The 12,501-nt window shown below is 75.8% G+C and carries 13 protein-coding genes and 1 pseudogene; 7 read left to right on the top strand and 7 right to left on the bottom strand.

Translation table 11 applies throughout. The annotated features are described in order from the left end of the window. The first annotated feature begins 7 nt into the window (after positions 1–7). The gene (locus ACLQ20_RS04670; protein ID WP_425854816.1) at positions 8–670 is read left to right on the top strand and encodes a response regulator; all 663 of its coding nucleotides are present in this window, start codon (positions 8–10) and stop codon (positions 668–670) included. Between the two features lie 52 nt (positions 671–722). On the opposite strand, the gene ACLQ20_RS04665 is transcribed toward ACLQ20_RS04670, so the two are convergent. From ACLQ20_RS04665 to ACLQ20_RS04655, 3 genes are all read right to left on the bottom strand, one after another. Next, a complete protein-coding gene (locus ACLQ20_RS04665; RefSeq protein ID WP_357579883.1) occupies positions 723–1,295 on the bottom strand; it encodes a DUF5709 domain-containing protein in 573 nt (190 codons plus the stop codon). A 105-nt stretch (positions 1,296–1,400) separates the two neighbouring features. Then, positions 1,401–2,129 (bottom strand): ATP-binding protein, encoded by a 729-nt coding sequence (locus ACLQ20_RS04660; protein ID WP_425854326.1) that lies wholly within the window; start codon positions 2,127–2,129, stop codon positions 1,401–1,403. 86 nt (positions 2,130–2,215) lie between these two features. Next, positions 2,216–3,214, bottom strand: a complete 999-nt coding sequence (locus tag ACLQ20_RS04655) for an SDR family oxidoreductase (RefSeq protein WP_425854325.1) — start codon at positions 3,212–3,214, stop codon at positions 2,216–2,218. Positions 3,215–3,430: 216 nt separating this feature from the next. Between ACLQ20_RS04655 and ACLQ20_RS04650 the strand changes: the two genes are divergently transcribed. Further along, positions 3,431–4,633: a glycosyltransferase gene (locus ACLQ20_RS04650; protein ID WP_425854323.1), complete on the top strand. Its 1,203-nt coding sequence runs from the start codon at positions 3,431–3,433 to the stop codon at positions 4,631–4,633. Here the strand turns inward: ACLQ20_RS04650 and ACLQ20_RS04645 are convergent. From ACLQ20_RS04645 to aroA, 4 genes and pseudogenes are all read right to left on the bottom strand, one after another. Continuing rightward, positions 4,588–5,578 (bottom strand): annotated as a pseudogene (locus tag ACLQ20_RS04645) (hypothetical protein). The gene ACLQ20_RS04650 and the pseudogene ACLQ20_RS04645 sit on opposite strands and share 46 nt — an antisense overlap. Before the next feature lie 59 nt (positions 5,579–5,637). Beyond that, positions 5,638–6,456, bottom strand: a complete 819-nt coding sequence (hisN, locus tag ACLQ20_RS04640; protein ID WP_151455367.1) for a histidinol-phosphatase — start codon at positions 6,454–6,456, stop codon at positions 5,638–5,640. Between the two features lie 24 nt (positions 6,457–6,480). After that, the gene (gene rsgA, locus ACLQ20_RS04635; protein WP_151455372.1) at positions 6,481–7,425 is read right to left on the bottom strand and encodes a ribosome small subunit-dependent GTPase A; all 945 of its coding nucleotides are present in this window, start codon (positions 7,423–7,425) and stop codon (positions 6,481–6,483) included. 165 nt (positions 7,426–7,590) lie between these two features. After that, on the bottom strand, positions 7,591–8,892 hold the full coding sequence (gene aroA, locus ACLQ20_RS04630; protein ID WP_425854321.1) for a 3-phosphoshikimate 1-carboxyvinyltransferase: 1,302 nt from the start codon (positions 8,890–8,892) through the stop codon (positions 7,591–7,593). Positions 8,893–8,994: 102 nt separating this feature from the next. On the opposite strand from aroA, the gene ACLQ20_RS04625 reads away from it, so the two are divergent. The 5 genes from ACLQ20_RS04625 (at position 8,995) to rsrA (ending at position 12,363) form a co-directional block, all read left to right on the top strand. Beyond that, complete coding sequence (locus ACLQ20_RS04625) at positions 8,995–9,702, top strand: SOS response-associated peptidase (RefSeq protein ID WP_151455369.1); 708 nt, start codon at positions 8,995–8,997, stop codon at positions 9,700–9,702. 194 nt (positions 9,703–9,896) lie between these two features. Next, positions 9,897–10,289: a WhiB family transcriptional regulator gene (locus ACLQ20_RS04620; RefSeq protein WP_121399693.1), complete on the top strand. Its 393-nt coding sequence runs from the start codon at positions 9,897–9,899 to the stop codon at positions 10,287–10,289. 83 nt (positions 10,290–10,372) lie between these two features. Next, positions 10,373–10,987: an alpha/beta hydrolase family protein gene (locus ACLQ20_RS04615; protein ID WP_327029503.1), complete on the top strand. Its 615-nt coding sequence runs from the start codon at positions 10,373–10,375 to the stop codon at positions 10,985–10,987. A 247-nt stretch (positions 10,988–11,234) separates the two neighbouring features. Continuing rightward, entirely contained in the window at positions 11,235–12,074 is an 840-nt protein-coding gene (locus tag ACLQ20_RS04610; protein ID WP_151457065.1) for a sigma-70 family RNA polymerase sigma factor, read from the top strand. A gap of 1 nt (position 12,075) precedes the next feature. Beyond that, on the top strand, positions 12,076–12,363 hold the full coding sequence (rsrA, locus tag ACLQ20_RS04605; protein WP_151457066.1) for a mycothiol system anti-sigma-R factor: 288 nt from the start codon (positions 12,076–12,078) through the stop codon (positions 12,361–12,363). Positions 12,364–12,501 lie beyond the last annotated feature (138 nt).

The raw sequence follows: 12,501 nt of genomic DNA, 5'->3' as shown, positions 1-12,501 counted from the left end.
ACGGGTGATGGTGGTCGACGACCACCCGATGTGGCGGGAGGGGGTGGCCCGGGACCTCACCGAGGCCGGCCACGTCGTCGTCGCCGCCAGCGGGGAGGGTCGGCAGGCGCTGCGGGTGGCCGCCGCCGCCCGGCCGGACGTGGTGATCCTCGACCTGCAACTGCCGGACGTCTCGGGGGTGGAGGTGGTCCGCGGGCTGCGCGCCGTGCTGCCGGAGGTGCGGGTGCTGATGCTCTCGGCCAGCGGCGAGCAGCAGAGCGTGCTCGACGCGGTGAAGGCGGGCGCCACCGGCTACCTGGTCAAGTCGGCCGCCCCGGCGGAGTTCCTGGAGGCGGTGCGCCGGACGGCGGCGGGGGAGCCCGTCTTCACGCCCGGCCTGGCCGGGCTGGTCCTCGGCGAGTACCGGCGGCTCGCGGCCGACCCGGACGGCGCCGGACAGGCCGCCGGCCGCGACGCCCGGGGTGCCGGCCCGGCGCCCCGGCTCACCGACCGGGAGACCGAGGTGCTGCGCCTGGTCGCCAAGGGGATGTCCTACAAGCAGATCGCCGAGCGGCTCGGGCTGGCCCACCGCACCGTGCAGAACCACGTGCAGAACACGCTCGGCAAGCTCCAACTGCACAACCGGGTCGAGCTGACCCGGTACGCGATCGAACGGGGCCTCGACGACTGAGGGCCGCCGGGGAACCGCCCCCGAAGGGTTCCCTGACGGCCCCCGGGCCGGTTCAGACCGAGTGCGGCGGACGCGTCTCGTGGATGGCCAGCTCCTCGGCGCTCGCGCCGCCGCCGGCCGAACCGGCGTCGTACGCCACCGAGTCGGTCTCCTGGTCGGTGTGCGCCCCCTCGTCCGGTTCGACGAGCCGGCCGACCTGGCTGTCGCTGACGCTGCCCAGCTTGCCGTGGTCGTAGAGGGACACCGGCGAGTCCGGGTCGGAGGTGGGGCCGGGATCCATGACGTCCGCGTCGAGCTGCGCCTGCGCCGCCGCCTCCTCGCTGTCGGCCTCGGCGGCGATGTCCGGGTCGACGGGGCCGGCGAGCGGGTCGTCGGCCGGGCGTTCGTGCTGCTCCCGGTCGAGCTTGTAGTCCAGCGACTCGCCGTCGAGCTGCTCCTCGGCGGTGTTCCCGTACCGGTCCACCGCCACCGGCGTCCGGTCGCCCGGCAGCTGGGCGGGCTCCGGACCGTCCGCCTCGCGCCCGGTCAGGACGTCGTCGTTGGCGGTCGAGTCGTCGTCGGCGGTGTCGGGCAGGCCCTCCGCCTCGGGGTCGGACACGGGGGTCGGGTACTCGTCGTCGCGCATGGCTGATCACTACCCACTGCCCTCCCGGCATAACCGGTGCCGCCCGTGGCCATCCGGGCGGAAGGGGCACGTCGGGGGACGCCGGGGCAGGAATCGGGGTGGCGGTCAGCCGAGGTGGGCGGTGCTCTCGTCGTCGGCGTGCAGCACGCACCAGACGACCTTGCCGTCCGGCACCCGGCTGCTGCCCCAGCTGCGGGTGACGGTGTCGATCAGCAGCAGGCCGCGCCCGCCCGCGGTGTCCAGCGGCGCCTGCCCGGTGAACGCCGGCTGGCGCGGCGAGTGGTCGCGTACCGCCAGGTGCAGCGCGCTGCCCCGGGGTGCCAGGCGGACCGTCATCGGAGTGTGCGCGTGGGCGACCACGTTGTTCACCATCTCGGTGACCGCGATGCCGGCCGGCTCGATCAGCTCGGGCAGGCCCCAGCGCCCGCAGCCCTCCGTCACGAGCTGCCGGGCCTGCCGGGCCGCCCCGACGGCGGGGGGAAGGTCGGTCTCGACCACCGCGGCCAGCGGCGCGGCGGCCAGCCCGGCCAGCGCCCCGGCCAGGGTCGGCCAGGCCGGCACCCCCTCGACGGCGCCGGTCGGATCGCAGAGCAGCAGGTCGGCGGCGGGCCAGTCGCGTACCTCCCGGCACACCTCGGCGAAGACGTCCCGGGCGGCCGGGTCGGCCACCCGCAGGGCGGTGAGGTCGGCGAGGACCGGGCCGGGTCGGCAACAGAGCTGGGCGAGCAGGCCGTCGCGCACCACGTCGACGCCGGACCGGTCGAGTGTCCCGGTCAGCCGGAGCACGCCGGACGCCTCATCCGCCTCCACCCGGCAGCCCGCGTCGGTGGACATGATCGGCTCCGTCCCGCCCTGCGGGCCGGGCAGCGCACCGTGCACCGTCCGCCCGGACCGCGCACCCGACCGCTCGGCCCCCGGCATCAGCGTTTCGTTCCCGCGCGGCGGGTCATCGCGGCCACCGTCCCGACGGCCGTCCCCGCTGCGGCCAGCCCGAAGGCGGCGGTCATCCGCACCAGGTGCCGCCGCCGGCCGTGCCAGCCGCCCTCGCGCCGCGCCGCCGCGTCGGCGTGGAAGACGTTGCCGGTGCTCTCCGGCCGTGGGGCGGGCCCGAACTGGGTGCGGTGCGCGTACCAGCCGAGGACCCGCTCGGCGAACGCCGGGGCGAGCCGCCACTGGAGGCCGATCAGCCGGGCGGCGCCGCCGGCGTACGCCTCGCGCCTCGGGCGGCGTAGCAGCCGGACGATCGTCTCGGCCACCACCTCCGGCGGGTAGACCGGGGGCGGCGGCACCAACTCCCGGCCGCTGTGGTTGGCGGCGTGCCGGAAGAACGGGGTGTCGATGGTGGCCGGCAGCACCGTGCAGATGGAGATGTTGCCCCGCCCGGTGACCCGCATCTCCTGGCGGACCGTGTCGGCCAGCCCGCGGATGCCGTGCTTCGTGGCGTTGTACGCCGACTGGTAGGGCATCGCCACCTCGGCCAGCACGGAGGCGTTGTTGACCAGCACCCCGCCACCCGCCGCGCTCAGGTGGGGCAGGGCGGCCCTGGTGCCGTACGCGGCGCCCAGCAGGTTGACCTCCAGCACCCGGCGGAACTCCGCCACGGGGATCTCGTCGAAGAGCCCGACCGCGCCGACCGCGGCGTTGTTGATCCAGCCGTCGATCCGCCCGAACTCGGCGACCGCGCGGGCGGCGAGCCGCTCGACGGCCGCCGGGTCGGTCACGTCGGTCGGCACCGCCAGCGCCCGCCCGCCCAGCTCCCGGCACCGCACGGCGACCTCCTCCAGCGCCGCTTCGCTGCGGGCGGCCAGCACCACGGCGGTGCCACGCCGGGCGAGGGCGTACGCGGTGGCCGTACCGATGCCGCTGGAGGCGCCGGTGAGCACGACGGTGGCGTCGGCGAGGCTGCGGGTGAGAGGCATTCCTCGCCCGTACCCCCGTGGGCAGGGGTCATGCGGCCGGCGCCGGTCGGATACTCGCGGCCCCGGATCGGGGTGTCGCCCGTCCCGCAACAGTTGCCGTCGCGCAAGCACCCGCCGGGCTCTTCCCGATCTGCCAGGTTTCGGCTCCCGGGGGTTCGGTTAATGGGACCCTCTGACCGAGGACCACCGCTTGAGAAGATCGCATGGAGGTGACCCATGCGCGTCGGCCTCGTCTGCGCGCACGCCGGCCCGTCCAGGGGCACCGACGGCCTGCCCGTCGGCACCCACCAGCACATCGCCCGGGTCGCCGCCGAACTCGCCGCGCGGGGCCACGACGTCCGGGTGTACGAACGCCGCGACGACCCGGCCCTGCCGGAGACGGCGACGGTCGAGGGCTACCGGGTGGAGCGGGTGCCGATCGGCCCGGCCGCCCCGCTGCCCACCGCCGAACTGGTGCCGCACGTGTCCGCGTTCGGCGCCTGGCTGGCCGAGAGGTGGACGGGCGACTGGCGTCCCGAGGTGGTGCACGGGCACTACTGGGTCGGCGGGCTGGCCGCCGCGCACGCGGTCCGCGAGACGGACGTCCCGGTGGTGCAGACGTTCCACTCCCTCGGCGTCGAGCAGCTGCGCCACCTCGGCCGGCAGTACGACGGGCCGGGGGAGCGGATCCCGCTGGAGCGGGCGCTGACCCGGGCGGTGGACATCGCGGTCGCCCAGTGCAACGACGAGGTCGACGAGCTGACCCGGATGGGGTTGCAACGCGCCTCCGTGGCGATGGTGCCGGCCGGCGTCGACACCGCGCAGTTCCACCCCGACGGCGAGGCCGCGCCCCGCGACCAGCGGGCCCGGATCCTCTCCGTCGGCGGGCTCTCGGCCGGGCACGGCCAGGAGGACCTGATCCGGGCCATGCGACTGGTCGGCGACGCCGAGCTGGTGATCGCCGGCGGCCCGCCCGTCGGGCAGCTCGCCAACCACGCCGAGGCCCGGCGGCTGCGCGAGCTGGCCGAGCGCAGCGGGGTGGCCGACCAGGTGAAGCTGGTGGGCGCGGTGCCGCACGAACAGATGGCCACCTGGTACCGCTCGGCGGACGTGGTCGCCTGCACCCCGCACTACTCGTCCGCCGGCCGGGTGTCGCTGGAGGCGATGGCCTGCGGGGTGCCGGTCGTCGGCTACTCGATGGGCGGGATCGCCGACGCCGTGGTCGACGAGGTCACCGGCCGGTTGGTGCCGCCGGGCGACGTCCGCGCGCTGGGCGTGACGCTGCGCCGGCTGCTCGCCGACAACGCCGGGCGGTTCGCGTACGGGCACGCCGCCGTCGACCGGGTGCGGTGCAGCTACACCTGGGAGCGGACGGCGGGCGCGCTGGAGCGCCTCTACGAGCGGGTGGTGAGCCGCCGCAAGCCGGTCGAGGCGGCCTGACCGGGGCCGGCGGTCGAGGCGGCCTGACCGGCGCTGGCGGTCCGAGGCGGCCTGACCCGGGCCGGCCGCTCCCGGGCCCGTTCAGAGGGGGCGACCGGGCGCTCCGACGCCCACCATGCGCCGGTCGCGTTCCCCGGCCACCGCGTGGTGGTGCTGGGGTTCGGCGTACCGGGTGAGACCGATGACCGCCGCGAGGGTGACCAGGAACCCGACCGCGGCGAGCCACTCCCGCCCGGGCCAGATCTTGTCGTTGAGCAGGAGCAGGCCGACGATCGCGGCGGGCACCGCCCCGGCGGCGTCCATCGCCGCCACGGCGGCCGTGGTCGAGCCGCGTTGCATGGCCAGGCCGAGCAGCAGCTGGCCGACGACCGAGTGGACGATCAGCAGGTAGAGCAGCGGATCCTGGACGAACGCCTCCGGCGTCGGGGCGGAGGCGAGGGGCCGGGCGGCCACCGCGGCGGCGGAGAACGCCAGCCCGGCCAGCGCGCCGAGCGCCACCGAGCCGGGTGCCCCGTGCAGGCGTACGGCGAAGAAGCCGATCACGGCGATCACGCCGAGCGCCACCGCCAGGGCGATCAGGCCGGCGGTGCCGAGCGGCTTGGCCGGCGCGGGCTCGGCGGAGAGCACCAGCGCGGTGATGCCGGCGAACAGCAGCACCAGCAGGGCCACCTCGGCGGCCGGCAGCCGCCACTTCAGCACCAGCACGCCGAGCAGAGCGGTGACCCCGAGCCCGGCGGCGACGCTGGACTGGACCAGGAACAGCGGCAGGTCCCGGCGGGCGAGCAGGGCCAGCACGAACCCGGCGACCTGGCAGCCGAGCCCGACCAGGTACGTGCGGTGCCCCGCCAGCCGCAGCAGCAGTCCCGGGTCGAAGGAGTGGTGCACGGTGGTGCGGGCGGCGGCCACCGACTGGAGCAGGTTGGCGACGCCGTACGCGACGATCATGGCCGCGAGGAAGCACCAACCGGAGGAGACCACCTGGCGAGGATAGAGGCTGCCGGAGGTCAGTGCTCGGTTGGCCGACCCAGCCGGGCGAGGATGTCGGCGTGCAGCGCGCCGTTGCTGGCAACGGCGCTGCTCTCGGTGCCGGCGTCGCCGGAGGGGGCGGGCCGGCCGGCCAGGTCGGTGAACGTCCCGCCCGCCTCGGTGACGATCGGCACGAGCGCGGCGACGTCCCACAGCGACAGCTCCGGCTCCACCATCACGTCCAGCGCGCCCTCGGCCAGCAGCATGTAGCCGTAGAAGTCGCCGTACGCCCGGCTGCGCCAGGTGTCCCGCATGAGCTGGAGCATCGCGTCCAGCCGCCCGGCGGACTCCCACCCCGTCAGCGACGAGTAGCAGAAGCTCGCGTCCGCGAGGTCCCGTACCGCGGAGACCCGGATCGGCGTGCCACCGGCGGCGTCCGGCCCCGCGTACGCGCCCTCGCCGAGCGCGCCCCACCAGCGGCGGCCGAGCGCCGGCGCGGAGACCAGTCCGGCGACCGGGCGGTCCCCCTCCAGCAGCGCGATCAGGGTGGCCCACACGGGCACGCCCCGGATGAAGTTCTTCGTGCCGTCGATCGGGTCGACCACCCAGCGGCGACCGTCCGGGCCGCTGGCGGGCTCCTCGCCGTACTCCTCGCCCAGCAGACCGTCGGCCGGCCGGTGCACGGCCAGCAGCGCCCGGATCTCCCGCTCCACCGCGGTGTCCGCGTCGGAGACCGGGGTCAGGTCGGGTTTCGCCTCGACCCGCAGGTCGAGCGCGCGGAACCGGGCCGTGGAGACGGCGTCGGCGGCGTCGGCGAGCAGGTGGGCGAGGGCGAGGTCGTCGGCGTACCCGGGCATGCCCAAACGGTAGCGGCGACCGGGTCAGGACCCCGCGAGCGGGTCGCCGGGATTCCGCTGGTCGGGTTCGCGCGCGTCGCCCTCGCCCGACCGGGAGGCCAGCAGCCGGCGGTACGAGGCCAGCCGCCGCGCGTCGGCCTTGCCGGCGGCGATCCAGGCGTCCAGCCCGCAGGCGGTCTCGTCCGGCGTGTGCGGGCAGTTGGCGGGGCAGTCGACCGTCCCCTCGACCAGGTCGGGGAAGCCGTGCAGCAGGCTGTCGGCGGAGACGTGCGCGAGCCCGAAGCTGCGTACCCCCGGGGTGTCGACGATCCAGCCGGCGGGGGCGTTCCCGCCGTGCGCCGGGTCCCGGGGCAGTCGCAGCGCCACCGCGCTCGTGGAGGTGTGCCGGCCCCGGCCGATCGCGCTGACCGTGCCGACCGCCCGGGCGGCGTCCGGCACGAGGCGGTTGACCAGCGTCGACTTGCCCACCCCGGAGTGCCCGACCATGACCGAGATCCGCCCGGCGAGCAGGTCGCGCAGGGCGTCGAGGTCGGAGTCCGGGCGGATCAGCACGTACGGCAGCTCCAGCTCGGCGTAGTAGTCGAGCACCGCCTCGGGGCCGGCCAGGTCGGCCTTGGTGAGGCAGAGCAGCGGCTCGATGCCGGCGTCGTACGCGGCCACCAGGCACCGGTCGATGAAGCCGGTGCGCGGCGGCGGGTCGGCCAGCGCGCTCACGATGACCAGCTGGTCGGCGTTGGCGACGACCACCCGTTCCAGGCGTCCCTCGGCGGTGGTCTCGTCGTCGTCGGCGGTGCGCCGCAGCACCGACGTCCGTTCGGCGATCCGGACGATCCGGGCCAGCGCCCCGGCCGCGCCGGAGGTGTCCCCGACCAGGCCGACGCGGTCGCCGACCACCACCGACTTGCGCCCCAGCTCCCGGGCCCGCATCGCGGTGACCAGGGGCGCGTCCGGCTCGGCGTCGGGCGGCACGCACGTGTAGCGGCCCCGGTCGACGGCGATCACGAAGCCGTCCACCGCGTCGGAGTGCCGGGGTCGGGTGCGGGTACGCGGGCGCGACGACTTGCCGGGCCGCACCCGGACGTCGTCCTCGTCGTACTCCCGCCGTCTGGTCGCCAGGACCCGCCCCCCGTCGTGTCAGCTCTTGCCGGTCACCAACGCCGACCATAGTGCCGGAAACTCGGGCATGGTCTTCGAGGTGCATGCCACGTCGCTCAACTCGATGCCGGGGACGGCCAGGCCGGCCACGGCGGCGGCGTGCGCCATCCGGTGGTCGTGGTAGGTCTCGAACACCCCGCCGTGCAGCGGCCGGGGCCGGATCTCGAGCCCGTCGGGGGACTCGGCGATGTCGGCGCCCAGGGCGGCGAACTCCCGCGCCAGCGCGGTCAGCCGGTCGGTCTCGTGGCCGCGGATGTGGCCGACGCCGGTGAACACCGACGGCGAGTCGGCGAGCATGGCCAGCGCGGTGAGCGCCGGGGTCAGCTCGCTGACGTCGGAGAGGTCGGCCTCGATGCCGTGCACCGCGCCGGTGCCCCGGACCGTCAGCCCGTCGGTGGAGAGGGTCACCTCGCCGCCCATCCGCTGGAGCAGCGAGCGGAGCTGCTCGACGGGCTGGGCGCTGCTGCGCGGCCAGCCCTGGAGGGTCACCTCGCCGCCGGTCACCAGGGCGGCGGCGAAGAACGGCACGGCACCCGAGAGATCCGGCTCGATCTCCCAGCCGCGCCCCGTCAGCGGGCCCGGCTCGACCACCCACACGTCGGGGGTGCCGTCGTCGACCGCCGCGCCGGCGGCCCGGAGCATCTGCACCGTCATCCGCAGGTGCGGCGCGGAGGGCACCGGCGGGCCCACGTGCCGGACCACCACGCCCCGGTCGAAGCGCGGCGCGGCCAGCAGCAGCCCGGAGACCAGCTGGCTGGAGGCGGACGCGTCGATCACCACCTCGCCGCCGGCCACCCGCCCGGCGCCGAGCACGGTCAGCGGCAGGCTGCCGGTGGCGGGCGCGTCCACGCGCGCGCCGAGGGAGCGCAGCGCCCCGATCAGCGGGCCGAGGGGCCGGGTGCGCGCCTGCGGGTCGCCGTCGAAGGTGATCCGCCCGTCGGCCAGGCCCGCCACGGGCGGGACGAAGCGCATCACGGTGCCGGCCAGGCCGACGTCGACGTGCGCGGGGCCGACCAGCGGGTGGGGGCGGACCAGCCAGCGCTCGTCGTCGCTGATCGACATGTGCGCGCCCATCGCGCGCAGCCCGGCGGCCATCAGCTCGGTGTCCCGCGCGCGCAGCGGCCCGGCCAGGGTCGACGGTCCCCCGGCCAGCGCGCTCAGCACCAGGGCGCGCGCGGTCATCGACTTGGACCCGGGCAGGCGCAGCGTCGCCGCGACCGGGTCGGAGGCGGTCGGAGCGGTCCACGGCTGCGGCGGCCGGGTCGCGATCAGGTTCCCCACGGTTACATTCTGCCGCGTCCGACGGCGGGTGGCGCCGGCCGGCACGCGTCCTCCCGGTCAGCGGGACAGCCGGGCGGCGCGCGGCGGGTTAGCGTGTGCGGCATGTGCGGGAGGTACGCGACGACCCGGAGCGCGGGCGACCTGAGCGCGCTGTTCGAGTCCCAGGACGAGACCGGCGACGGGGTAGGCCCCGACCACAACGTCGCGCCCACCGATCCGGTGCCGCTGGTGCGGGTCAGCCCGGAGGGCCACCGCGCGCTGTCGGTCGGCCGCTGGGGCCTGGTGCCGTCCTGGTCCAGGTCGCCCGCGGGCGCCGCCCGCATGATCAACGCCCGCGCCGAGACGGTCGCCACCAGCCGGGCGTACGCCGGGGCCTTCGCCCGCCGCCGCTGCCTCGTCCCCGCCGACGGCTGGTACGAGTGGGTCCGCGCGGCCGACGGGCGCAAGCAGCCCTACTACATGACCCCGTCGGACGGCTCGGTGCTCGCCTTCGCCGGCATCTGGTCGGTCTGGGACGGCTCCGGCGGCCCGCTGCTGACCTTCAGCGTGCTCACCACCGCCGCGTTGGGCGAGTTGGCCGAGGTGCACGACCGGATGCCGCTGCTGCTGCCCCGCGACCGCTGGGGGGCGTGGCTGTCGACCGACGAGCCGGAGGGCCTGCTCGCGCCGCCCCCGCCCGACTGGCTCGCGGCGCTGGAGATCCGCCCGGTGGGCACGGCGGTGGGCGACGTGCGTAACGACGGGCCGCAGTTGACCGAGAGGGTGCCGCTCGCCCGGGCCGCCGCGCCGGAGGAAATGACGCTCTTCTGACAGTCCGACACATTGTCGGGCGTGATTTGCCAGAGTTGCGGGCGAATCGTCGCCCCGACGTTCACCCATATTCGCCGTGAAGTCTTGTCCCGGTGTCCGGAAGTGCGATACAACACAGCGCCGGTAGTGGGCGCGACTCGCACGGGGCGGACGACGCACACCGATCTTGCCGGTCCCACGGGGGAGGTGGGTGGATGACACGGGCACGTATGCCCCGGCCGCACGAGGTGGCCACCGCACGACGGGATCCGCGGCTGTTGCGGGCGTTGCGGGAGCGGCGACAGGACGAGGCGTGGCGCACCAGGGGAACCTGCCAGAACGTCGACCCGGAAACGTTCTTTCCGGCGCCGAACGAGCCGGCCGACGCGGCCGTCGCGCTCTGCCGCAGCTGTGACGTGCAGGGATCCTGCCTGGCCTGGGCGCTGGACGTGGGTGACTGCCACGGCGTCTGGGGCGGCACCACACCGCGCGAACGGCGGGCGATGCTGGTCGCCTGGCGCGACGAGGTGCAACCGGATCCGGACGCCGCCCGCGAGGCGGGTCCGCCGGTCCGGGACCGGCTGCTCACCCTGGTGCCGCTGAGCTGACCGTCGACTGAACCGGTCGCAGCCGGCCCGCCACCTCGGCGGGCCGGCTGCCTGTCGTGCCCCGGACGCCGCAGAATGGGCCGATGGCCGAGGACGACGACGTACCCACCCCGCGCGGGCCCGCCCGGGTCGACACCGACCTGCCGGCGGGTGCGCCGAGCGCCCTGCTGGTGCTCGGGCACGGCGCGGGCGGCGACGTCGACGCTCCCGACCTGCGTGCGCTCCGGGACGCGGCGGTCGACGCCGGGCTGGTGGTGGCCCGGGTGACCCAGCCGTACCGCCTCGCCGGACGCCGTGCGCCGGCACCGGCGGGGCACCTCGACGAGGCGTGGACCGCCGTGCTCGCCGTGCTGCGGCAGCGGCATCCCGGCGTACCCCTGCTGGTGGGCGGCCGGTCCAGCGGCGCGCGGGTGGCGTGCCGCACCGCGCCCGCGGTGGGCGCCGCCGGGGTCGTCGCGCTCGCGTTCCCGCTGCATCCGCCCGGCCGCCCGGAGCGGTCGCGGGCGGCGGAGCTGGCGACCGGCCTGCCGACCCTCGTGGTCAACGGCGACCGTGACCCGTTCGGGGTGCCGGAGCCGGGGTCAGGGGTGCACGTGGTGACCCGCCCGGGGGAGCGGCACGACCTGCGGGGGGACCCGGCCGGCACGGCCGCCGTGGTGCGCGACTGGCTGCGCGGGCGGGGCTGGGCGCGAGGCTGAACGCCGCCCCCGCCGCCCCGCCGGGCGCTCCGGCGGGCCGTGTCCGCCTGCCGCGGCGGGTCGTTGCATCGGATGGCGCCGGACGCCCGGTTCGGGCGGGCGGCGCCGGTCCTCCCAGGCCCTTCCTGGTCCCAGCGTCGGCCTCCGCCGGCGCCGGGACCAGGAACGGGGGAGGTGAGCGGAATGCCCCGCCCCGTCGGGGGCGTTGCACCCCCCGGGACGACATTTCTGGCGAGGGGGGAGACCGGTGCCGACCGAGACGCGGGTCCGGGAACGGGACGAGCGGGGAGCGCGGCAGTTGCGACGGCTGCTGGGCGGCCCGGACTGGCCCGCGGTGGTGCCGCCGGTCGGCCCGGCCGCGGTGAGCACGCACACGGTGAGTACGAGCACACCCGCCGGAAGTGAATCTGCGGGCACGTCCGTACGCGTATCCTCGGCGGGAAAGCATCCGACGCGAGGGGATGTGCGGTTGACGACCGAGAAGACGGACGAGCGCAGGGCCCGCTTCGAGCGGGACGCGATGCCCTTCGTCGATCAGCTCTACGCTGCCGGGCTGCGGATGACCCGCAACCCGGCGGATGCCGAGGACCTGGTCCAGGAGACCTACCTGAAGGCGTACGCCGCCTTCCACCAGTTCGAGCAGGGCACGAACCTGAAGGCCTGGCTCTACCGGATCCTGACCAACACCTACATCAACTCCTACCGCAAGCGGCAGCGCCAGCCCATCCAGGCGCCGACCGACGAGATCACCGACTGGCAGCTCGCCGAGGCCGAGTCGCACACCTCCAGCGGGCTGCGTTCGGCCGAGACCGAGGCGCTGGACCGGCTGCCGGACAGCGACGTCAAGGAGGCCCTCCAGCAGTTGCCGGAGGAGTTCCGCCTGGCCGTCTACCTCACCGACGTCGAGGGCTTCTCCTACAAGGAGGTCGCCGACATCATGGGTACGCCGATCGGCACGGTCATGTCGCGTCTGCACCGGGGCCGGCGTAACCTGCGCAAGCTGCTCGAACAGTACGCCGCAGAGCGGGGCTTCAGCGCCGCGGCGTCGAAGAAGGGCTCGACCGCTTCCGCCGGCCGGGAGGTCTGACATGAGCTGTGGAGATCCGCACGAGACGGATTGCCGCGAGGTCATCGCGGAGGTCTACCTCTACCTGGATCTGGAGTGCGCCGAGGAGCGGCGCACGCTGATCCGGCACCACCTCGACGAGTGCGGCCCGTGCCTGCGCGAGTACGGCATCGAGCAGGAGGTGCGGGCGCTGGTGGCCCGCTGCTGCGGCAACGAGACCGCGCCCGACCAGCTGCGGGAGCGGCTGCGGCTGCGCCTCACCGAGCTGGTCGTCTTCGAGACCACCGAGTCGAAGGAGCTTGCCGACTGAGGTCGGGCCGGGCGCGGCAGCCGACCGAGGTCGGTGCCCCCGGAGACAGCGGACGCCCGGGGGCCCCGGGGGGGAGGCCCCGGGCCCCCCCCGGCGCCCCCCCCGGGGCCCCCCCGGGCCGGGGGGCCCCCCCCCCCG

This window comes from Micromonospora sp. DT46 (assembly GCF_049841735.1).
Classification (GTDB): Bacteria; Actinomycetota; Actinomycetes; order Mycobacteriales; family Micromonosporaceae; genus Micromonospora; species Micromonospora reichwaldensis.
The sequence above is the reverse complement of the archived record's forward strand: the minus strand, read 5'-3'. Positions and strand labels throughout refer to the sequence as shown.

Coding starts and splice junctions, on each gene's coding strand:
- hisN (WP_151455367.1), bottom strand. CDS start 6,456: ATGCCCGGGTACGCCGACGACCTCGCCCTCGCCCACCTGCTCGCCGAC.
- rsrA (WP_151457066.1), top strand. CDS start 12,076: ATGAGCTGTGGAGATCCGCACGAGACGGATTGCCGCGAGGTCATCGCG.
- ACLQ20_RS04615 (WP_327029503.1), top strand. CDS start 10,373: ATGGCCGAGGACGACGACGTACCCACCCCGCGCGGGCCCGCCCGGGTC.
- ACLQ20_RS04665 (WP_357579883.1), bottom strand. CDS start 1,295: ATGCGCGACGACGAGTACCCGACCCCCGTGTCCGACCCCGAGGCGGAG.
- ACLQ20_RS04655 (WP_425854325.1), bottom strand. CDS start 3,214: ATGCCTCTCACCCGCAGCCTCGCCGACGCCACCGTCGTGCTCACCGGC.
- ACLQ20_RS04670 (WP_425854816.1), top strand. CDS start 8: ATGGTGGTCGACGACCACCCGATGTGGCGGGAGGGGGTGGCCCGGGAC.
- ACLQ20_RS04625 (WP_151455369.1), top strand. CDS start 8,995: ATGTGCGGGAGGTACGCGACGACCCGGAGCGCGGGCGACCTGAGCGCG.
- ACLQ20_RS04650 (WP_425854323.1), top strand. CDS start 3,431: ATGCGCGTCGGCCTCGTCTGCGCGCACGCCGGCCCGTCCAGGGGCACC.
- ACLQ20_RS04620 (WP_121399693.1), top strand. CDS start 9,897: ATGACACGGGCACGTATGCCCCGGCCGCACGAGGTGGCCACCGCACGA.
- ACLQ20_RS04660 (WP_425854326.1), bottom strand. CDS start 2,129: ATGTCCACCGACGCGGGCTGCCGGGTGGAGGCGGATGAGGCGTCCGGC.